21 protein-coding genes are annotated in these 19,006 nt (G+C 39.8%); 6 read left to right on the forward strand and 15 right to left on the reverse strand.

Annotated elements, in window-relative coordinates:
- Nucleotides 1–2: 2 nt before the first annotated feature.
- The 3 genes from QU01_RS03000 to dnaJ are packed head-to-tail and all read right to left on the reverse strand — an operon-like array spanning nt 3 to nt 2,150.
- Nucleotides 3–350 carry a branched-chain amino acid transporter permease gene (locus QU01_RS03000; RefSeq protein WP_001918987.1) on the reverse strand — a complete coding sequence of 116 codons (348 nt, stop codon included), beginning with the start codon at nt 348–350 and terminating at the stop codon, nt 3–5.
- Entirely contained in the window at nt 344–1,030 is a 687-nt protein-coding gene (gene azlC, locus QU01_RS03005) for an azaleucine resistance protein AzlC (RefSeq protein ID WP_000543668.1), read from the reverse strand. Before azlC ends, QU01_RS03000 begins: the two co-directional genes overlap by 7 nt.
- 10 nt (nt 1,031–1,040) lie before the next feature.
- Complete coding sequence (gene dnaJ / locus QU01_RS03010) at nt 1,041–2,150, reverse strand: molecular chaperone DnaJ (protein ID WP_033761990.1); 1,110 nt, start codon at nt 2,148–2,150, stop codon at nt 1,041–1,043.
- Nucleotides 2,151–2,328: 178 nt separating this feature from the next.
- Between dnaJ and QU01_RS03015 the strand changes: the two genes are divergently transcribed.
- A complete protein-coding gene (locus QU01_RS03015) occupies nt 2,329–3,405 on the forward strand; it encodes a hypothetical protein (protein ID WP_229260236.1) in 1,077 nt (358 codons plus the stop codon).
- 41 nt (nt 3,406–3,446) lie between these two features.
- On the opposite strand, the gene mnmA is transcribed toward QU01_RS03015, so the two are convergent.
- Complete coding sequence (gene mnmA, locus QU01_RS03020) at nt 3,447–4,475, reverse strand: tRNA 2-thiouridine(34) synthase MnmA (RefSeq protein WP_033761986.1); 1,029 nt, start codon at nt 4,473–4,475, stop codon at nt 3,447–3,449.
- A 141-nt stretch (nt 4,476–4,616) separates the two neighbouring features.
- Between mnmA and QU01_RS03025 the strand changes: the two genes are divergently transcribed.
- On the forward strand, nt 4,617–5,378 hold the full coding sequence (locus QU01_RS03025) for a J domain-containing protein (RefSeq protein ID WP_033761985.1): 762 nt from the start codon (nt 4,617–4,619) through the stop codon (nt 5,376–5,378).
- Here QU01_RS03025 and nadD read toward each other — a convergent pair.
- On the reverse strand, nt 5,375–5,890 hold the full coding sequence (gene nadD, locus QU01_RS03030; RefSeq protein ID WP_033761983.1) for a nicotinate (nicotinamide) nucleotide adenylyltransferase: 516 nt from the start codon (nt 5,888–5,890) through the stop codon (nt 5,375–5,377). The two genes, QU01_RS03025 and nadD, sit on opposite strands and share 4 nt — an antisense overlap.
- A complete protein-coding gene (gene nikR, locus QU01_RS03035; protein ID WP_000380770.1) occupies nt 5,883–6,329 on the reverse strand; it encodes a nickel-responsive transcriptional regulator NikR in 447 nt (148 codons plus the stop codon). The genes nadD and nikR overlap by 8 nt, the downstream gene beginning before the upstream one ends.
- 328 nt (nt 6,330–6,657) lie before the next feature.
- On the opposite strand from nikR, the gene exbB reads away from it, so the two are divergent.
- From exbB to sabA, 4 genes are all read left to right on the forward strand, one after another.
- Nucleotides 6,658–7,095, forward strand: coding sequence for a TonB-system energizer ExbB (gene exbB / locus QU01_RS03040; RefSeq protein ID WP_000508569.1), 438 nt, complete (start codon nt 6,658–6,660; stop codon nt 7,093–7,095).
- Nucleotides 7,092–7,481: a TonB system transport protein ExbD gene (exbD, locus tag QU01_RS03045; RefSeq protein WP_033761981.1), complete on the forward strand. Its 390-nt coding sequence runs from the start codon at nt 7,092–7,094 to the stop codon at nt 7,479–7,481. Before exbB ends, exbD begins: the two co-directional genes overlap by 4 nt.
- The gene (locus QU01_RS03050) at nt 7,447–8,283 is read left to right on the forward strand and encodes an energy transducer TonB family protein (RefSeq protein WP_033761979.1); all 837 of its coding nucleotides are present in this window, start codon (nt 7,447–7,449) and stop codon (nt 8,281–8,283) included. The genes exbD and QU01_RS03050 overlap by 35 nt, the downstream gene beginning before the upstream one ends.
- A 194-nt stretch (nt 8,284–8,477) precedes the next feature.
- Entirely contained in the window at nt 8,478–10,565 is a 2,088-nt protein-coding gene (gene sabA / locus QU01_RS03055; RefSeq protein ID WP_033761976.1) for a Hop family adhesin SabA/HopD, read from the forward strand.
- A 139-nt stretch (nt 10,566–10,704) separates the two neighbouring features.
- On the opposite strand, the gene QU01_RS03060 is transcribed toward sabA, so the two are convergent.
- The 9 genes from QU01_RS03060 to QU01_RS07980 form a co-directional block, all read right to left on the reverse strand.
- Entirely contained in the window at nt 10,705–11,433 is a 729-nt protein-coding gene (locus QU01_RS03060; protein WP_033761973.1) for a TerC family protein, read from the reverse strand.
- Nucleotides 11,434–11,439: 6 nt separating this feature from the next.
- A complete protein-coding gene (gene corA, locus QU01_RS03065) occupies nt 11,440–12,396 on the reverse strand; it encodes a magnesium/cobalt transporter CorA (protein ID WP_015428515.1) in 957 nt (318 codons plus the stop codon).
- Nucleotides 12,397–12,411: 15 nt separating this feature from the next.
- Nucleotides 12,412–13,620, reverse strand: a complete 1,209-nt coding sequence (locus QU01_RS03070) for a phosphoglycerate kinase (RefSeq protein WP_033761969.1) — start codon at nt 13,618–13,620, stop codon at nt 12,412–12,414.
- A gap of 15 nt (nt 13,621–13,635) precedes the next feature.
- Nucleotides 13,636–14,628 carry a type I glyceraldehyde-3-phosphate dehydrogenase gene (gene gap / locus QU01_RS03075; protein ID WP_033761967.1) on the reverse strand — a complete coding sequence of 331 codons (993 nt, stop codon included), beginning with the start codon at nt 14,626–14,628 and terminating at the stop codon, nt 13,636–13,638.
- An 88-nt stretch (nt 14,629–14,716) separates the two neighbouring features.
- On the reverse strand, nt 14,717–15,418 hold the full coding sequence (gene ung / locus QU01_RS03080; protein ID WP_033761965.1) for a uracil-DNA glycosylase: 702 nt from the start codon (nt 15,416–15,418) through the stop codon (nt 14,717–14,719).
- Complete coding sequence (locus QU01_RS03085) at nt 15,415–16,128, reverse strand: 1-acyl-sn-glycerol-3-phosphate acyltransferase (protein WP_033761963.1); 714 nt, start codon at nt 16,126–16,128, stop codon at nt 15,415–15,417. The genes ung and QU01_RS03085 overlap by 4 nt, the downstream gene beginning before the upstream one ends.
- Nucleotides 16,115–17,278: an SH3 domain-containing protein gene (locus QU01_RS03090; protein WP_033761962.1), complete on the reverse strand. Its 1,164-nt coding sequence runs from the start codon at nt 17,276–17,278 to the stop codon at nt 16,115–16,117. Before QU01_RS03090 ends, QU01_RS03085 begins: the two co-directional genes overlap by 14 nt.
- 6 nt (nt 17,279–17,284) lie before the next feature.
- Nucleotides 17,285–18,649 (reverse strand): S41 family peptidase, encoded by a 1,365-nt coding sequence (locus QU01_RS03095; RefSeq protein ID WP_033761960.1) that lies wholly within the window; start codon nt 18,647–18,649, stop codon nt 17,285–17,287.
- A gap of 110 nt (nt 18,650–18,759) precedes the next feature.
- The gene (locus QU01_RS07980) at nt 18,760–18,984 is read right to left on the reverse strand and encodes a DNA methyltransferase (RefSeq protein WP_411326679.1); all 225 of its coding nucleotides are present in this window, start codon (nt 18,982–18,984) and stop codon (nt 18,760–18,762) included.
- Between the last annotated feature and the right edge of the window lie 22 nt (nt 18,985–19,006).

Here is a 19,006-nt window from a genome sequence, read left to right on the forward strand (position 1 = left end):
TTTTAGGGATTAAAAAAAGCCTTTTCTAACGCATGGCTTTGGACTAAAACCATATAAAGAATGGTGGGGAGCGTGATGCTTAAAACAAACACCTTAAAAATGCGGTGCAAAAGGATAACCGATAAAAAAGCGGTGATTTCATTGATCCCATAAGGGGGTTTTAAAATGTGAATGTCTTTAAAACAATAGATCACGAGCATGCCTATCACTGAGCATGATAAAGCCCTACCCAAATAACGCACAAAGTCATTGGGCGGGTTTTTAGAATTAAACACCATAAAAGGCCAAATGCGCGTGAAATAAGTCGTTATTATGATGACTAAAAGAATGAGTATAGAATGCGTTAACATTCTAACTGCTTTCTAAACAAAATGAGGGCAAGCACCATTAAAACCAAAGCGATGAGCAAAAAGTATTCAGTCCCAAAGAGCGCTAAACAAACAACCGCAATAATAATCCCAAGCCATGCGTTTTTATGATTCGTGTTTCGTTTGTATTGCTCCATGAACAGCACGATAAAAATCGCTGTCATCACAAATTCCATGCCTTGAGTGTCAAAGGAAAAATGCGAACCCACCAACGAACCCACTAACGAGCCAAAAATCCAATAAGAGTGGTTGAGTAAAGAAATGCTAAAAATAAAGTCTTTTTCACTCACCCCCTCTTTAGGAGCGTATAAATTCAATAAAGCAAAGGTTTCATCCGTGAGCGCATGCGCTAAATAGGGCAAACGCCATTGGGTGTTTTTAAATCGATCTAGCATAGAAAGCGCATAACAAGTCTGTCTCGCATTCACTAGCAAGCTCACAATAACGACATTCATCAAGCTCGCTTGCACGCTTAAAAGCGTGATCGCTACAAATTGCACCGCCCCAGCATAGATGAATAACGACATGAACAAAGCGACTTTATAATCATAGCCATGCTGGACTAAAAGCATTCCAAAAGTCATTCCCATAAGCAAATACCCTAAAAAGATAGAAATGGTATGAGGGAAAGCGTCTTTGAAAGCTTTTAGAAAATCATGCATCAACAACCTTTTATTTGAACCAGTCTTTAATTTTAGAAATACAGGTTTCTAAAACGCTTTTATGCGGTTCGCCCTCATAGCCAAAACTCGCATGCAATTTTTCCAATAACCCTTGCTGCTCTTTATTCAAGCTTTTAGGATAAATCACTTGCAACACCACGATCAAACTCCCCCTATAAGAGCTTTCAGGGTGCTTCACGCCCTCGTTTCTAAACGCAAAAGTTTGCCTGTCTTTGGCGTTTCTAGGGATTTTTAATTCCAATTCGCCTCCTCTTAAAGACGGCACTTTAATCGTATGCCCTAAAGCGATAGTGGTGAAAAACACCGGCGCTTCAATGAACAAATCACAGCCTTCGCGCTTGAAATGCTCATCTTCTTTGACTCGCGCTTCTAAATACAAATCCCCTCTTTTCCCCTTCTCGTATTCATTGCCTTTATTTTTAAGCACCATGCGGTTTTGATCATCAATGCCCTCAGGGATTATCGCATCAATTTCTTCATCTTTAAGAATGTAGGTTTTACCCTTACACGCTTGGCATGGGGTTTTAATGGTTTTACCCTTGCCTTGACACGCCCCGCAAGTTTGTGCAAAACTCATAAAACCTTGACGCATAAACACCTGTCCCTGCCCATTGCATTGCTTACAAGTCTCTAGGGCTTTATCTTTAGCGCCCGTGCCATCGCAACTTTCACAAACGCTCTGGTATTGGACTTTAATGGTTTTTTTACAGCCAAAAACCGCTTCTTTGAAACTCAATTCAAGAGTTTGCAAATAATCCGGTGCGATAGAGCTTTTTTGCCTTTTACTCCCTCTAGCACCAAAGCCAAAAGCGTCTTCAAAAAACGAGCCTAAATCTTCAAAAAAATCAGAAAAATCGCTCTGGCTTGAGCCGGCTTGGTTTAAGCCCTTTTTACCATACCTATCGTATAAGGCCCGCTTCTTTTCATCGCTTAGCACCCCATAGGCTTCATTGATGAGCTTGAATTTTTCTTCGGCTTCTTTATCGCCGGCGTTTCGGTCTGGGTGGTATTTTAAAGCCAGCTTTCTGTAAGACTTTTTAATGGTCTCTTGGTTGCTGTGTTTTTCCACTTCTAAAATTTCATAATAACTCAATTCCACGATCGCTCCAAAAATGGCATCAAAACGCTTATTTTATCTTAAAAGCGATAATTTTGCGTGTTTTAGCGCATGCCAAAACTTAGATAAAATAACACGATGAAACTATAGTAATAAAGATAACCTTATGAGATTTTTTTGCTTCTTCTTATTTTTTCTAACCTTTTCAAACGCGCAGATAATGATGACTTTTGATTCTCAAACTAACGCCAAGCTCTCGCGCTCTAACGAACAGCTTTCTGACATGCTTTACAAACTCAATGAAAGTTTAAGAATCTATCAAAACATGCTTTCCAACAACCAGGATCAACTCAAAGAAATCAAAAAGGCTAACAGCACCCTAAATAGCCAGAGGCGTTTTTTTAACGCCAGCCAGATCCGCCTTATGGACACTGATGCGTTATTGAAACAAAGCGCTTTGGAATTAGAAAAATTACAAGCTTTAGAAAAACACATAAAAAAGGGCATGGAACAAGAACGCTTAATCAAAGAATCCCAAACGCTTTTCTTGCAAGAACATTGCCCTTATTTGAGCGGCGTTAAGAATTTAGAAGAGGCTTCAAACGCTTTAGAAGTTCAAGAGCAAAACAACGCCCTTTTCTTGCTCAAAGAGCCCAAACTCGCCCATTTGCTCTCGCAATTGGATTTGATGAGCGCTTTAAACGCCTTGTGCGATCAAGTTTTAGAAAACCAAGCCCATAACCAACAATCCCATAACAAAACTTTAGAATACAACGCTCTTAAAAACCATGATTTTCAAGCCTATAAAGCCATGCGTTTGAAAAAATTTAAAAACAAGCTTCAAAGCCAAATCCAAGCCAAAGAAGACGCCCTAAAAACCTTTTTGCCCCTAGAAAAGCGCCTAGAAACTTTAAAAACGCATTTTTTATGCGATAAAGAAAATCTCAAATCATGCGCTAAAGAATTGCACCAACGCTACCAAAACGCCCTAATAGAGCGAGACAAAGAATTAAAAAACGCTAAAAATAATAAAGAAAAGCATGCTCTAATCTTAGCCAATTACGAGCATACTTTAAAAACCTTGAATATAGAATTTTTAAGCGAATTAAATAAGCAAATGGCGTTTTTGAATGAAACCATGGCGTTAAACGCCCGAGTTTTAGCCCTTTTAGCCAAACAACCAACTAAAAAGCCCTTCAATGTGAGCGGTGATTTGAGCGGTGGGAAAGCTCTTATTAAAAATATCCGCTTAGATCCGCATGGATTCCCTAGCTTTAAAAATTTTAAGCAAGAGTGAGTTTAAAAAAGCAACCAATGAGACCATAAGCGCAAAAAGCCCTAAACAATCACGCCCCCGCCAAGCAAGATGTCGTCTTTATAAACGACCAAGGCTTGCCCTTTAGCCACGCCATAAAAAGGCTCTTTAAATTCCACTTCAATCATTCCATCTTTTAAGCTCACAAACGCTTTAGTAGGCACGCTCCTGTAACGGGCCTTGATAAAATATTCGCCATCTTTAAAATCTTTCATTAAAGATTTGTTTTGAGCCTTGAGGAAACGCGTGGCTAAATCTTCTTTTTTGCCCACAATCAACTCGTTCTTTTTAGCGTCAATCCCCACCACAAAATGCGGCTCTAACGCGCCTTTAATACTAAAGCCTTTGCGTTTGCCAATCGTGTATTGCATATAGCCCTTATGCGTGCCAATGATTTCGCCTTGTAAGTTTTTCACCACGCCCTCTTTTTCCACTTCAACATGCTTTTTTAAAGTGTCAATGTAGCTTTTTTCCACAAAGCAAATTTCTTGAGATTCCTTATAAGTCTCTAAAGTGCCTAAAAAAGGCATCGCATTCAAGGCTAAAGGTTTAATATCCTTTTTTAACAAATCCCCTAAAGGGAACACCAATTTAGCGATCACTTCATGCTCTAAAGCGTATAAAAAATAGCTCTGATCTTTAGTTTTATCCACAGCCTCTTGAATATAACTTACCTTGTCAATTTCTTTGACCCTCGCATAATGCCCGGTAGCGATCTTTTCACACCCTAATTTTAAAGCGTGATCTAAAGCTAGCCCAAACTTCATTAAAGGGTTGCACAACGCGCAAGGGTTAGGGGTTTGCCCCTCTTCATACGCGCTGATAAATTCATCATAAACCGCGCTTTTAAAATCCTTTTGAAAATCCAACACCTCTAAAGGAATGCCTAAAAACTCGCACGCTTTTTGAGCGTTTTTAATGTATAAATCATGCTTTTTTTCGCTCGCATGGAGTTTCAAATAAATCCCCACTAATTCATGCCCTTGCTCTTTTAAGCTATAAGCGCTATAAGAGCTATCCACCCCCCCACTGAGTAATACCGCTATTTTCATTTTTAATCTTTCATTAAATGAGTTATGGCTCGTAGTCTAGCGCAAAAACCATTCATAACCACCTTTTTTTAACCATTGGCATGCTAAAATACCTAAAGATTTTTAAAAATCGCATCAAAACGCATGGAGAAAATAAGGGCAATGGCCAAAATTGAATTGTTAGCCAAATTCACGCAAATCGCGCTCCCCAACAGCCACCCTTTATTGAAAAAAGTTTTAAACTACGCTAAAAAACATTTCAGCCAGTGCCACATGCTCTCTTCATCGCTACTCATTTTAAACGACACGGAATGCTTTAAAAAAAACTACTTGCTTAATTGGGTCTATCATGCCCTTGAATGCGCGCATGAGAAAGATATTAGCCAACATTCTTTAGAAGAGGTTTTACAAAAAAGCCACCTGCCCATACGCATCAAAATCATAGCTCAAAACACGCTTTTAGAAAAAATAGAAGTGAAAGTTTTAACCTTTGGGGCAGAATATGCGCTTTTTATCACCAAGCACCCTATCGCCAAGCGGTTTTTACGCCAAAAATTCAGCGGCTGTGTGTTTTTAGAAACCCAAGATGAATTGCATATAAGAGGCGATTCAGAGCGTTTTTGGGAACTCATCGTAACGCTCAATGAAAATAGAATCGTCCATAACGCATGCTTAGATTTCATCTATCCTAATGGCTTTGGCAAAGACAGCTACACCACTCTGGCTGAGCGCAAATTAAAAGAATGCTATAAAACACTAGGTTTTATCAAGCATGAAAATTTCAGCGAAGTCAAAAAGCGCTATTTGGAGTTGGCTAAAACCTACCACCCTGATTTATGCGATCTCAAAGAAAAAAAGGCTCTTTACGCCAAACGCTTCGCTATCATTCAAGAAGCCTACCGCCACATTAAAAAACACGCTTAACCCCCTAAACTAGCCCTAATCGCGCTAGAAGAAATCGGTGCATCAATGCCTTTTAAAGGGAAATAACGCCCCTTAAATTGGATTTCTTCATAGCCAATCCTTTCAAAAACCACTAATTCCACCCTTTTTAAAAGCTCTTTAGCGTTAGTCCAAGAAGAAAGATGCCTCAAACAATCCGCTCCTATGACTAAATAAAGCGTTTGGGGGCGGTAGAGTTTTTGGAAATGAAGAACGCTTTCTATCGTAGGCACGGCCCTTTCTTGCTTGATTTCAAAATCGCTCAACAGCACCCTATCTATTCCCTTTAAAGCTCTTTCTAATTCTTTAAAACGACTTTGCGCGTCCAAAAAACATGGCTTTTTGAAAGGGTTTTGATAGGCGGGCAAGACAATGAGCTTAGCGAAGGGCAGTAATTCTAAAGTTTGCTCAATAATGGCTAAATGAGCCTTGTGCAAAGGATCAAAACTCCCTCCATAGAGCGCTAATTCTTTGTATTTTAAGACGCTATTCATTGTATTCAAAGCTAGACGCCTTAGTCAATTTAGCGAATTTAACCCCCCTAAGCCCTCCGATTTCTAGTTGCAAGCGTTGGATTTCAAACGAATTGCCTTGTAAAATAATCGTCTCCAAACAATTATGCTCATCCATATGAATGTGCGTGGTGCATAAAACATGCGTCCCGCTGGCATGCTGAATGTCTATCATGCGCTGGTTCAATTCCCTTTGGTGGTGATCATAAATCACCACAAGCACGGCGATTTTACCCTCATCATTAGGGTTATCTTCTGCCCAATTGTCTTCTACTAATTTTTCTCTGATCATGTCGCGCACTAATTCTGAGCGAGAAGAATAGCCGTTTTTAATGATGCGGTTGTCTAATTCGTCTAATAAATTTTGTTGTAAAGAAACCGAAAAGCGGATGATTGAATCGTCTTTATTGGGTGTATCCATTGAGAAAAATCCTTTTTTGGCATGAGTTCGTTAAAAGCCGTTCATGCTAGTATGATTGAATTAATTTAAAATGAACAATTATAATACAAACTGGATTTAAATGGTTGGCCATAAGACACTATTATAGCGTTTGAATTTAATTACAATTACTAGCTTAATTATTATTGACTTGTTATTATTAAAACAATATAATCAACAAACTAACATTCTTTTATCATTTTTAAAGCATTTATGCGAACGGATGCTTCTTAAAGAGCGCATGCTCTTAGAATGGCTGTGTTGCATGTTGCTTTGATTTTAAGGGAATTATTTTAGACAAGGAGTTTTTATGGGCGGTTTTTCAGTGGGAATGTTGAAAGATTATGTGGACATATTTGTTTTTGCGGTGCTTGGCGTGGCCAGTTTTTTAGCCTTGTGGTTTGTGATTGAAAGGGTTATTTTTTATTCTAAAGTCGATTTGAAAGCTTATGACGATATAGATGCCCTGAATTTGGATTTAACCAAGAATCTAACCATTCTCTATGTGATTTTTTCTAACGCGCCTTACGTGGGCTTGTTAGGGACGGTTTTAGGGATCATGGTGATTTTCTATGACATGGGCGTGAGTGGCGGGATGGACGCTAAAACGATCATGGTGGGTTTGTCTTTGGCTTTAAAAGCGACCGCTCTAGGGCTTGCTGTGGCGATTCCCACTTTGATCGCTTATAATAGCTTGTTGAGAAAATCCGATGTTTTGAGTGAAAAATTTAGGATCATGAAAAAATGAAAAGCATCAGAAGAGGCGATGGGCTCAATATTGTCCCTTTTATTGATATTATGCTCGTTTTACTAGCGATTGTGTTGAGCATTTCTACTTTTATCGCGCAAGGTAAGATTAAAGTCAGTCTCCCTAACGCTAAAAATGCAGAAAAATCCCAGCCAAACGATCAAAAAGTGGTGGTCATCTCTGTGGATGAGCATGACAATATTTTCGTAGATGACAAACCGACGAATTTAGAAGCTTTGAGCGCTGTAGTCAAACAAACAGACCCTAAAACCCTTATAGACTTAAAAAGCGACAAAAGCTCTCGTTTTGAAACTTTTATCAGTATTATGGATATTTTAAAAGAGCATAATCATGAAAATTTCTCCATCTCCACAGAAGTTAAGTAAAGTCTCAACGAGTGTTAGCTTTTTAATCTCTTTTGCCCTATACGCTATAGGGTTTAGCTATTTTTTACTGCGCGAAGATGTTCCAGAGCCTTTAGCACAAGCGGGCACCACTAAGGTTACCATGAGTTTAGCCAGCATTAATACCAATTCCAATACAAAGACCAATGCTGAGTCGGCTAAACCCAAAGAAGAGCCTAAAGAAAAACCCAAGAAAGAAGAGCCCAAAAAAGAGGTATCAAAGCCTAAGCCAAAACCCAAACCCAAACCTGAGCCTAAGCCTGAACCCAAACCCAAACCTGAGCCTAAGCCTGAGCCAAAACCTGAGCCTAAAGTTGAAGAGGTTAAAAAAGAAGAGCCTAAAGAAGAACCCAAAAAAGAAGAAGCTAAAGAGGAAGCTAAAGAAAAAAGCGCTCCTAAACAAGTAACGACTAAGGATATAGTCAAAGAAAAAGACAAGCAAGAAGAGTCTAACAAAACCTCTGAGGGTGCAACTTCTGAAGCTCAAGCTTATAACCCAGGGGTGAGCAACGAATTTTTAATGAAGATCCAAACCGCTATTTCTTCTAAAAACCGCTATCCCAAAATGGCGCAAATTAGGGGCATTGAGGGCGAAGTGTTAGTGAGCTTTACGATCAATGCTGATGGGAGCGTTACAGACATTAAAGTAGTCAAAAGCAACACGACTGATATTTTAAACCATGCGGCTTTAGAGGCTATTAAAAGCGCGGCGCATTTGTTCCCTAAACCAGACGAAACCGTGCATCTAAAAATCCCTATCGCTTATAGCTTGAAAGAAGACTGATTAGTCTTTCTTTTAAGGGCGGTTTTTAAGCCTTAAAAGTTAGGCCAAAACCCCTATTTTTCGCAATTTACAAAAAAAAAAAAAAAAACAAAAATCTCTAAAATTCAGAGCTAAAATTAGCCATAAAATTCCATTTATTGCTTATAATATGAAGTTTCTTTGTATCAAAGAAAAATCTATTAAAAGGAGAAAACATGAAAATCAAAAAATCCCTCTTGCTCTCTCTTTCTCTCATGGCTTCATTATCAAGGGCTGAAGATGACGGATTTTATATGAGTGTGGGCTATCAAATCGGTGAAGCGGTCCAACAAGTGAAAAACACTGGAGCGTTGCAAAATCTTGCAGACAGATACGATAACTTAAACAACCTTTTAAACCAATACAATTACTTAAATTCCTTAGTCAATCTAGCCAGCACGCCGAGCGCGATCACGGGTGCGATCGACAATCTAAGCTCAAGCGCGATCAACCTCACTAGCGCTACCACCACTTCTCCGGCCTATCAAGCTGTGGCTTTAGCGCTCAATGCCGCTGTGGGCATGTGGCAAGTCATAGCCTTTGGTATCAGCTGCGGCCCTGGCCCCAATCTTGGCCCAAAACATTTAGAAAATGGGGGCGTTCGATCGTTTGACAACACGCCCAACTACAGCTATGGCACTAATAGCGGAACGACCACCACCACTTGCAATGGAGCCAGTAATGTAGGGCCAAATGGTATCCTGTCTAGTAGTGAATACCAGGTTCTCAATACCGCTTATCAAACTATCCAAACCGCTTTAAACCAAAACCAAGGAGGCGGGATGCCTGCCTTGAATAGCTCTAAAAATATGGTAGTCAATATCAATCAAACTTTCACAAGAAACCCTACCACAGAATACACTTACCCCGATGGGAATGGCAATTATTATTCAGGCGGTTCATCAATCCCAATCCAGCTAAAGATTAGCAGCGTCAATGACGCTGAAAACCTTTTGCAACAAGCCGCTACTATCATGCAAGTCCTTACCACCCAAAAGCCGCATGTGAATGGTGGCGGTGGGGCATGGGGGTTTGGCGGCAAGACCGGGAATGTGATGGATATTTTTGGCGATAGCTTTAACGCTATTAACGAGATGATTAAAAACGCTCAAACAGCCCTAGCAAAAACCCAACAGCTTAACGCTAATGAAAATGCCCAAATCACGCAACCCAACAATTTCAACCCCTACACTTCTGAAGACAAAGGGTTCGCAAAAGAAATGCTCAATAGAGCTAACGCTCAAGCAGAGATTTTAAATTTAGCCCAACAAGTAGCGAACAATTTCCACAGCATTCAAGGGCCTATCCAACAAGATCTAGAAGAATGCACCGCAGGATCAGCTGGTGTGATTAACGACAACACTTATGGTTCAGGTTGTGCGTTTGTGAAGGAAACTTTAAACTCTTTGGTGCAACACACCGCTTATTATGGCAATCAGGTCAACCAAGAGAAAGCTTTGGCTCAAACCATTTTGAATTTTAAAGAAGCCCTTAATACCCTGAATAAAGACTCTACAGCGATTAATAATGGTATCTCTCACTTGCCTAATGCTAAGTCTCTTCAAAACATGACGCATGCCACTCAAAACCCTAATTCCCCAGAAGGGTTACTCACTTATTCTTTAAATGCAGACAAATACAACCAGCTCCAAACCACCACGCAAGAATTAGGCAAAAACCCCTTTAGGCGCATCGGCGTGATTGACTATCAAAACAATAACGGTGCGATGAACGGGATCGGCGTGCAAGTGGGTTACAAGCAATTCTTTGGCAAAAAAAGAAGGTGCGGGTTAAGGTATTATGGTTTCTTTGATTACAACCATGCGTTCATTAAATCCAACTTTTTCAACTCGGCTTCTGATGTGTGGACTTATGGAGTGGGTATGGATGCGCTTTATAACTTCATCAACGATAAAAACACCAACTTTTTAGGCAAGAATAACAAGCTTTCTGTGGGGCTTTTTGGTGGCTTTGCGCTAGCTGGGACTTCGTGGCTTAATTCTGAATTCGTGAATTTGAACATGGTGGGCAATATCTATAGCGCTAAGATGAATGTGGCTAACTTCCAATTTTTATTCAATTTAGGCTTGAGAATGAACCTCGCTAGGCCTAAGAAAAAAGACAGCGATCATGCCGCTCAGCATGGCATGGAATTGGGCGTGAAAATCCCCACCATTAACACGGATTATTATTCTTTCATGGGGGCTGAACTCAAATACCGAAGGCTCTATAGCGTGTATCTCAATTATGTTTTTGCTTACTAGGTAGCACAAACCCTCTTTTTAAGGGGGTTTCATTGCGAAATGCCCCTATGCGCTTATGAATTTTGATTAAAATTTAGTTACCGGCACTTAAAAAAAGCACAAAAACCTTTTATAAACCATTCATTCAATCTTAAAAGACCTAGCTTTTTTTCATTTTCTTTTCTATGAAAATGTTTAAGCATTCTATGAGCAAGGCAAAACCAATACCCGCATACAAATAATTTTTATCAACATGCAAATGCAAGCCTTCTAAAAACAAAAACACGCCCACAACGAGTAAAAATACAAAGGCTAAAGTTTTGATGCGATAATGCCTTTCAATAAAATCGCCAACGATTTTGGAAAAAAACATCATCACGATTACAGATAAAATAATAGCAAGCGCCATGACTTCTAGGTGTTTAGCGATCCCAATAGCCGTGATCACGGAGTCTAAAGAAAAGACAATGTCTAAAAACATGATTTCTATTAAAGTGATGGAAAAGCTAAACGCTTTTTCTTGGCGTTTTTCTTTAGGGTAGATCTGCTCTTTTAGTTCCACTAACGCTTTAAAAGCTAAAAACACCCCCCCTACAAGCAGCACCACATCACGCCATGAAAAGCTCATGCCCGCTATAGTGAATAAAGGCTTTTGCAAATGGCTGATAAAAAACAAGCTCCCTAAAAGCCCTATGCGAGCGATCATCGCTAAGCCCAAGCCTAAAATCATGGCTTTATTTTGCTGGTGTTTGGGAAGTTTATAGACCATCACCGTGATAAAAATGATGTTATCAATCCCTAAAATGATTTCTAAAAGCGTGAGCGTAGTCAAGGAGACTATGCCATGCGTTGTAGAAAGAGCGTCTAAGAGTGAGGATAAAAATTCCATGAAAGGCTACAACCAGCCTTTCTTTTTAAAATAAATCACAGGCAAAATCGTAGAAATCGCCATGATAATCAGCGCGAAAAGATACCCGTATTGCCATTCTAACTCCGGCATGAATTTAAAGTTCATGCCATAAATCGTGCCAATCAAAGTGGGAGGCATCATCGCCATAGTCGCCACCGTGAAGAGCTTGATGATTTTATTTTGCTCCACATTGACTTGAGAAGCGAACAGGTTTTGGATGTTATCAAGCGAGTTGAGATTGACCGTTGTAGACTCCACTAAAGAGCTAAAATCGGTTAAAATGATATTTAAATTATTTTTAGTATCGCTATCCACTTTATTGCTCCTTAATAAAGCGGTAATAATGCGCCGTTTGTCAAAAAAAGAATCCCTTAAAGCCACATTAAATTCTTGCAAATTGGACAAGCGCACTAAAATATCATCATGCGTAGAAGTTTCTTTGAAAATGATGTTTTTACGCAACAAGGTCGTTTGTTTGTTGATCCACTCTAGACATTCTACCCCTTTTTCAAAATACACTTCAAAGATTTTGGTTAGAATATCAAACCCGTCTTCAAATTTTTTAGGGCTAGCCAAAACCTTTTTTTGGATAGAATCAAAGATTTCTAAAGTCCCATAATAAATCGTGAAAAGAATGTTATTAGACAAAATAAAGGTCGCCATTTCCGTGTGGAAAGTCTCATTTTCATCCTGATTAGTGAAAAAGGCGTTGATCGTAACGCTGGAGCTGTCTTCCCAATATTTGGTAACTGATGAGACTCGTTGGGAATGGTCTGTGTTGTAGTGGATAGCGTATTCTTGGCTTAGAGTGGCTAATTCATTGGGCGTAGGGTTGATTAATTCAAACCACAACACTTCATTTTCTTCTATATCAAAACCATTAAAATCATTAAAGCGTTTTTTAATGACAAATTTTTGCTGTTTGAAAAACACGTTCACCATAAGCGATCCTTAGAGTTAATGGCGTTTATCCAAAACCTCAAAACAAGGTAAAATTTTGCCCTCTAACAATTCCAAACTCGCCCCCCCACCGGTAGAAATAAAACTCATGTTATCCTTTTCACCCGCGCGGTTGATCGCGTCAATGGTATCGCCCCCACCAATGAGCGAGAAAGCGTAAGTGTTAGCGATTTTGTGGGCTAAAAAGGTTGTGCCTCTGGCAAATTCTTGCTTTTCATGCACGCCTAAGGGGCCATTCCATAGGATCGTGGGCGCGCTCTCTATGACTTCAGAAAATAATTTCAAGCTCGCAGGCCCTATGTCAGCGATCTTGTGCTTAGGCTCAATGTCTTGGACGGGTGAAATTTTGATGTGTTTGGGGTTAAGAATATCATCAGTGGTAACAGCGTCTATGGGCAAATAGACTTTGACTTTTTTTTCTTTCGCGCTTTGCAATAACTCTAGGGCGTCATTGATTAGAGCGTCTTCTACAGAAGAATCTTGCACATCATAGCCTAAAGCTTTTAAGAAGGTGTTGCTCATCGCCCCGGCAATGATGAGCTTGTCAATGAGATCTAAAATGTTTTTTAATAAAGTGAGTTTGGAGCTGACCTTAGCCCCCCCCACAATCAACAATAAAGGGCGTAAAGGGTGGTTGAACGCTTGATAAAACGAATCAATTTCTTTTTTGAGTAAAAATCCGCTCACTTTGATAGGGGCGAATTTGGCCGTGCCGTAAGTGCTGGCATGCTTTCTGTGGCTCGTGCCAAAAGCGTCATTCACAAACACATCGCACAAGCTCGCTAAATCTTTAGCCAGGTTTTCATCATTTTCTTCTTCGCCTTTTAAAAAGCGGATGTTTTCTAAAAGAAAAATCCTTGTGGGCGCGTTTTCGTTTAAGGCTTGCTTGAGTTGCGCGATATTTTGAGAAAAAATCACTTCATGATTTAAGAGTCTTTCAAGGCGTTTTAAAAAGGGCTTTAAGCTCAATTTTTCTTCAACCCCTTTAGGGCGACCCAAGTGGCTCACTAAAATAATATCTTTAGCCTTATTGTCAATGCAATATTGAATGGTAGGCAAACTCTCTCTAATGCGCGTGTCATCAGTAATATTCAAATTTTCATCTAAAGGCACATTAAAATCCACTCTAATAAGCACTTTTTTATGATTGACATCCACTTCTTGAATGTTTTTAACATTTTGCATAAACGACATTTTAGCTAACATGAAAAATCCTTTCTTTTAATTTTGCGCTATATATTGCGCCATGTCTATCAAGCGCTCGCTATAACCCATCTCATTATCATACCATGCCAATACTTTAGCATTTTTTTCGCCTATTGTCATGATTTGATCATCAATCACGATCGCGCTAAAAGGCGAAGAAATAAAATCGCTTGAAACAAGCCTTTCTTCATCAATACCCACAACCCCTTTAAAGGCATGCTTACTGGCGTCTTTAAGTGCATGCTGAACGCTCGCTTTACTCACGGATTTTTTAAAGCTTAAAGACAAATCCACCAAGCTCACATTAGGGGTAGGCACTCTAATCGCAAGGCCTGTGATCTTAGGGCCTAAATGCGGTAAGACTAACGAAATGGCTTTACTCACGCCGGTGCTTGTGGGGATAAGGTTTAAACCAGCCGCTCTAGCGCGGCGGATGTCTTTGTGCTTGGTGTCTAAGAGGTTTTGATCGTTAGTGTAGCTGTGAATGGTGGTTAAAAGCGCGTTTTCTACTTTAAAGGCTTCATCTAAGATTTTTAATAAAGGAGCGGTAGCGTTAGTCGTGCAAGAGGCGTTAGAAATCACGCTTTCATTATGGTAATGGGTGTGATTCACTCCATAGACAAAGGTGGGCGTATTTTGCGCGGGAGCGGAGATGATGACTTTTTTCACGCTGTTTTTAAGATGAGCACTTGAAGCCTCTAAGGAATTGAATTTCCCGGTGCATTCTAAGATGATTTCTGCATTAGCGACAGAAAAATCAAGCTTGTTAATATCTCGCTCGCTCAACACTAAAATATTTTTACTATGCCCGATATTTAGGGTTCTATTGGCGTTTAATTTGGCTTCAAAATGCCCATGCACGCTGTCATGGCGGATCAAATGCAAAAGAGTTTCTAATTCAGCGGTAGAATTGATAGCGGTAATTTCTATATCTTTTCTTTGACTAGCGACTCTTATAGTGCACAAACCGATGCGCCCAGTCCCATTGATAGCGATTCTAATTGGCATGTTTTCCCTTTATTTAAAAACCACCATTTTATCACAAATGCTCTTAAATAAAGACATTCTTAAGGGGTTCTGTCTTATTAAGCATCAATCATAAGCTAAAATCAAAATCCTTATGATAAACCTCTCTATAAGCTTTTTGAACGCTTGTAAAAACCCCACTCCCTAAAAACCCCCTAGATAAGGGGCTAGGGTGAGGGGCTGTGATGATGATGTGCTTGTTTTTGGGGATTAGCGCGATCTTTTTTTGGGCGACTTTCCCTAATAACACCACGATTAAAGGAGCGGTCGTTTTAAAAAGGCACATCAGTATTTGATCGCTAAAAGCTTCCCAGCCAATATATTTGTGCGAAGCGGCTTGGTTTTTTTCCACACTTAAAATGGCGTTCAATAACAGCATGCCCCTTTTAGCCCATGCACTCAAATCCCCACAACAAGGCACAGGCACGCCTAAATTCGCATGCAATTCTTTAAAAATGTTTTTTAAGCTTGGGGGGATGGGGGCGTTTTTTTCCACGCTAAAGCTTAAGCCCATCGCCACCGGCAATTCTTGCTCATTTTCTAGGTAGGTGGAATGGTAGGGGTCTTGCCCTAAAAGGATGATTTTAACCGCGCTAGGGGGCGTTAGATTGAGCGCATAAAACAGATTAGAGCTTTTAGGGAAAATGGTTTTAGGGCTTTTTAGGGCTTCTAAGTAGCGTTTTTCTATTTCTAAAAAATAAGGCTTTTTAAATTCGCTTTGCAAAAACTCCCGCCAAGCCAAACTCAAAGGAGCGTAGTCAAAAAGCTTCATGCGTTTAATTCATGGTAGTGTTTTAAATACTCTTTTTGCATGCGTTCTTGTAATTCTTCATACCAGGTGGGCGAGTTAAAATCAGGCGTATAGCTTTCTAGCATGACTAAACGGGTGCGGGCTTTATAGGCTTCTAGGGGCTTAGAATTAAAGATTTTAATGGAATTGATTAACACCATGGGCTGGATTTTGAGCTGGAATTTTTCGGCGATGATTTTAGCCCCTTGCTTGAAAGGGAGGAATTTTTCTCCTCCTTTGCCTCTAGTGCCTTCAGGGAAAATCACTAAAGGGCGGTTTTGGTCTAGCTTTTCTTTACACGCTTTCAAAAGGCTCACAATCCCCTTTTTATCCTCTCTGTCAATCAAAATCATTCCCGTATCCGTTAAGGCATGCCCATAAAAGGGGATTTCGCCCAGCTCTTTTTTAGCGATCCAGCAAATATTGCTAGGGTGGTAGGCTTCTAAATAAATGATGTCTAGTAAGCTTTGGTGGTTTAAGACAATGAGTTTAGCGTCCGTATCAAAAGCGCCTATTTTTTCTAAAGTAACCCCGGTAAGAGAAAAAAAGCACGAACAAGCCCTACGGCTGGAGCGGGCGTTATTGTTTTTGCGGTTAAAATAATTGAAAACAATGATAACAGCTAGTCCTATAGCGATCACTAAAGCTCTATAAATCGCTCTTAAATGATTGGATTTTTTATTTGACTTCATCTTTTTTGACCCATCCTATTTGTTCATGCGGCGTTAGGATTTTATAATAATCATCATGCGAGCCTAAGATTTTAATCGGCATTTCATTTTTAGAAAGCCCTAAAATGGTGGAATTTTGCGTGGGCAGAATGCGGATTTTTTTATGAGCGAGCAATAGGGCTGATTTTTGCGTGAATAAAAGGTGATACAAAACAAACCCTAAGCACAAAATCCCAAGCCCTAAAAAAATGAGTTTGCGCCCAAAAATGAAAAACAACACCAAGAAAAACACGCACAAAGCGAGCAGCGCCACATTAGAAAAAACTAAAAAATTGTTTTTAGGGATGAGATCGCTTTGAATACCGGTAGTGTCTTGAGTGGGAATGGTTGAAAAAGATAAGGTTTTAAATTGCTTATTTGAAAGCGAAAAATAATCAAAAGAAAGGTTTTGAAGGGTTTTAGGCAACACGCAATAATAAAAAACGCTCCCTTCTTTAGCCTTGATCTGGTTTAAAGAGGCGTTATCAAACCCTTGCTTGATCGCTTCTTTGATGTGGAAATCTTCCCAAGTGGCTTCTTTGAACGCTATTTCCATCACCAAAATATTGTTTTTATCGTCATAATCTTTGGTTTTGTATTGCACAACTTGTAAATCTTTAGCCATGACATTCGCGTAACGAGGGTTTTTGGACAAATCCGTTACTTGTAAAGTAACTTTTGGGGCTATGGAATGATCGATGTATTTGTCTTTATTGGAAAACGCGCTCACTTCTAAGGACGGAATACTCGCTTTTATGCCCTTAATCTTGTAATAATAAGTCGCTCTGAAAAGCTCTTTTTCCACCTTTTTCCATTTAGGCATCTTGTTTAAAAGCTCAATTTGGGTTTTATCCAACCCGTCTTTGATTTTGGCTTCCAAAAACTCAGCGTCAAACAGCAATAAATCATAAGTTACGCCTATAATTTGACCGATATAAACCGGGTTGTTTTCCAAATCTTCTAATTGGGGGATTTTCACATAAGCCACTTTAGCCTTGATTTCTTCTGGATCGTGAGTGTTTTCAGCAACCAAAAAGCTTACCCAAAAGCTTAAAATCAAACTGATGGTTTTAAGGATTTTGATTGAGTGGGTGCAAAAACTCATTAACGATTTTTCAAATAAAAACCCCATGAGTTTTTATTTCTTCTTAGGCGCTTTTTCATCCATTTTCTCATCCACGATAGACCAGGTTTTCAAGCTGTCAATAGCGGTTTTTAGCTGAATATCATCGTTGATCATTTTAGGAGTAACCTCTTTTTCCTCTTCATTTTTCTTGTCTTTATCCGCCTCTTTGGAATTAGGGGTTTTGTCATCAATCTTTTTAAGCTCTTGCTCTAAATGGTGTTTTAGATCCGCTTCTTTCAAGCTGAACTTATTTTCATTTTCTGGCGCTTTACCCGGATAAATCACAATATCAGGCGTGATCCCCTTAGCTTGAATGGTGCGCCCGCTCGGCAAATAGTAGCGTGCGGTCGTGATTTTAATGGCTTCGTCTTTATTGACAGGGAGCAGCATCTGCACGCTTCCCTTACCAAAGGTTTTTTCACCGATAATCACGGCTCGTTTGTGATCTTGCAGTGCTCCTGCGACGATCTCGCTTGCGCTCGCTGAACCGCCATTGACTAACACCGCAATAGGCAAATTGGTATAAGGGGCTCTGCCGTTAGCCTTGTATTCTAAATTTTCTTCTTTGTTTTTGCCTTTTTGAGAGACTAAAACCCCCTCTTTAATGAAGAGGTTAGACAAGCCCACCGCTTGGTTTAATAACCCTCCAGGATTGCCTCTTAAATCCAACACGATCCCTTTAGCCTTAGGGTTAGCTTTTAAGCCGTCTAAAACCGATTTGGTAACATTCTTGTCAAAACCACTCACTCTCACATACAGATAAGGGGTTTCTTTAATCTTTTTCACATAGACAGAGGGGAGTTTAATGATGTCTCTAATGATGTTAAACACTAAAGGTTTTGGCTCGTTTTTTCTCACAACAGTGATCTGAATAGGGGTCTTTGGCTTGCCGCGCATGAGATTGATCGCATCATCAATGCTCATGCTCAGCGTGCTTTCGTTATTGATTTTTAGAATGTTATCGCCTGACTTAATCCCAGCCTTGTAAGCGGGAGTGCCTTCTAAGGGAGCAATAACGGTCAAAACCCCATCGCGCATGCCCACCGTGATCCCAAGCCCCCCAAATTCGCCCTCGGTTTGGGCTTGAAATTCCTTAAACTTCTTTTCATTCAAATACGCTGAATGCGCGTCCAAATTAGAGAGCAAGCCTTCAATCGCTTTAGTCATGATCTCAGAAATAGTGATTTTATCCACATATTTTTTTTCAATTTCTGTAACCACATTAGTGAAACGACTGAACGCTTCCACCCTTTTAGCCGCTAATTCTTGCGGATTTTCTTTAACCGGCTTGACCGGCTTTTTTTCCTTAACTTCACCACCATGCAAACTCACAGCAAGAGAAACCGCTAACAACCCTTTAAAAAGTCGTTTTGTCATTGTTAATAGCACCACCCATTTTTGAGATTAGAAAGAATCACCTTTAAGGTTTTATTCAATTTTTTGCGTTTATTCTATCTAAAATTTAGATAACATGCCCATTCATTCACTCATTTTGAGCCTAAACGATACAACAAAAACGCATAACTCCCCGATCCATTCACATGCAAATCGCAAAGCATGTTCGTTACAAAAACATTAGAAATGGGGCTTACTTTAGAGCCTCTATCGCAAATGAGAGCGAGATTAGGTAATACAGAATAAAGGGAAAGCCAATCCTCCGCCTCTGCGATAGATATTGTTGTCGCTTGCTTCTTTGCTGATAAATGCGGCATCAAAGTCAAAATCTCCGATGGC

The sequence above is a fragment of the Helicobacter pylori SA221C genome (genome assembly GCF_000476855.1).
In the GTDB taxonomy this organism is placed as follows: domain Bacteria; phylum Campylobacterota; class Campylobacteria; order Campylobacterales; family Helicobacteraceae; genus Helicobacter; species Helicobacter pylori_DK.

Coding starts and splice junctions, on each gene's coding strand:
- QU01_RS03000 (WP_001918987.1), bottom strand. CDS start 350: ATGTTAACGCATTCTATACTCATTCTTTTAGTCATCATAATAACGACT.
- azlC (WP_000543668.1), bottom strand. CDS start 1,030: ATGCATGATTTTCTAAAAGCTTTCAAAGACGCTTTCCCTCATACCATT.
- QU01_RS03015 (WP_229260236.1), top strand. CDS start 2,329: ATGATGACTTTTGATTCTCAAACTAACGCCAAGCTCTCGCGCTCTAAC.
- mnmA (WP_033761986.1), bottom strand. CDS start 4,475: ATGAAAATAGCGGTATTACTCAGTGGGGGGGTGGATAGCTCTTATAGC.
- QU01_RS03025 (WP_033761985.1), top strand. CDS start 4,617: ATGGCCAAAATTGAATTGTTAGCCAAATTCACGCAAATCGCGCTCCCC.
- nadD (WP_033761983.1), bottom strand. CDS start 5,890: ATGAATAGCGTCTTAAAATACAAAGAATTAGCGCTCTATGGAGGGAGT.
- nikR (WP_000380770.1), bottom strand. CDS start 6,329: ATGGATACACCCAATAAAGACGATTCAATCATCCGCTTTTCGGTTTCT.
- exbB (WP_000508569.1), top strand. CDS start 6,658: ATGGGCGGTTTTTCAGTGGGAATGTTGAAAGATTATGTGGACATATTT.
- exbD (WP_033761981.1), top strand. CDS start 7,092: ATGAAAAGCATCAGAAGAGGCGATGGGCTCAATATTGTCCCTTTTATT.
- QU01_RS03050 (WP_033761979.1), top strand. CDS start 7,447: ATGAAAATTTCTCCATCTCCACAGAAGTTAAGTAAAGTCTCAACGAGT.
- sabA (WP_033761976.1), top strand. CDS start 8,478: ATGAAAATCAAAAAATCCCTCTTGCTCTCTCTTTCTCTCATGGCTTCA.
- QU01_RS03060 (WP_033761973.1), bottom strand. CDS start 11,433: ATGGAATTTTTATCCTCACTCTTAGACGCTCTTTCTACAACGCATGGC.
- corA (WP_015428515.1), bottom strand. CDS start 12,396: ATGGTGAACGTGTTTTTCAAACAGCAAAAATTTGTCATTAAAAAACGC.
- QU01_RS03070 (WP_033761969.1), bottom strand. CDS start 13,620: ATGTTAGCTAAAATGTCGTTTATGCAAAATGTTAAAAACATTCAAGAA.
- gap (WP_033761967.1), bottom strand. CDS start 14,628: ATGCCAATTAGAATCGCTATCAATGGGACTGGGCGCATCGGTTTGTGC.
- ung (WP_033761965.1), bottom strand. CDS start 15,418: ATGAAGCTTTTTGACTACGCTCCTTTGAGTTTGGCTTGGCGGGAGTTT.
- QU01_RS03085 (WP_033761963.1), bottom strand. CDS start 16,128: ATGAAGTCAAATAAAAAATCCAATCATTTAAGAGCGATTTATAGAGCT.
- QU01_RS03090 (WP_033761962.1), bottom strand. CDS start 17,278: ATGGGGTTTTTATTTGAAAAATCGTTAATGAGTTTTTGCACCCACTCA.
- QU01_RS03095 (WP_033761960.1), bottom strand. CDS start 18,649: ATGACAAAACGACTTTTTAAAGGGTTGTTAGCGGTTTCTCTTGCTGTG.
- QU01_RS07980 (WP_411326679.1), bottom strand. CDS start 18,984: ATGCCGCATTTATCAGCAAAGAAGCAAGCGACAACAATATCTATCGCA.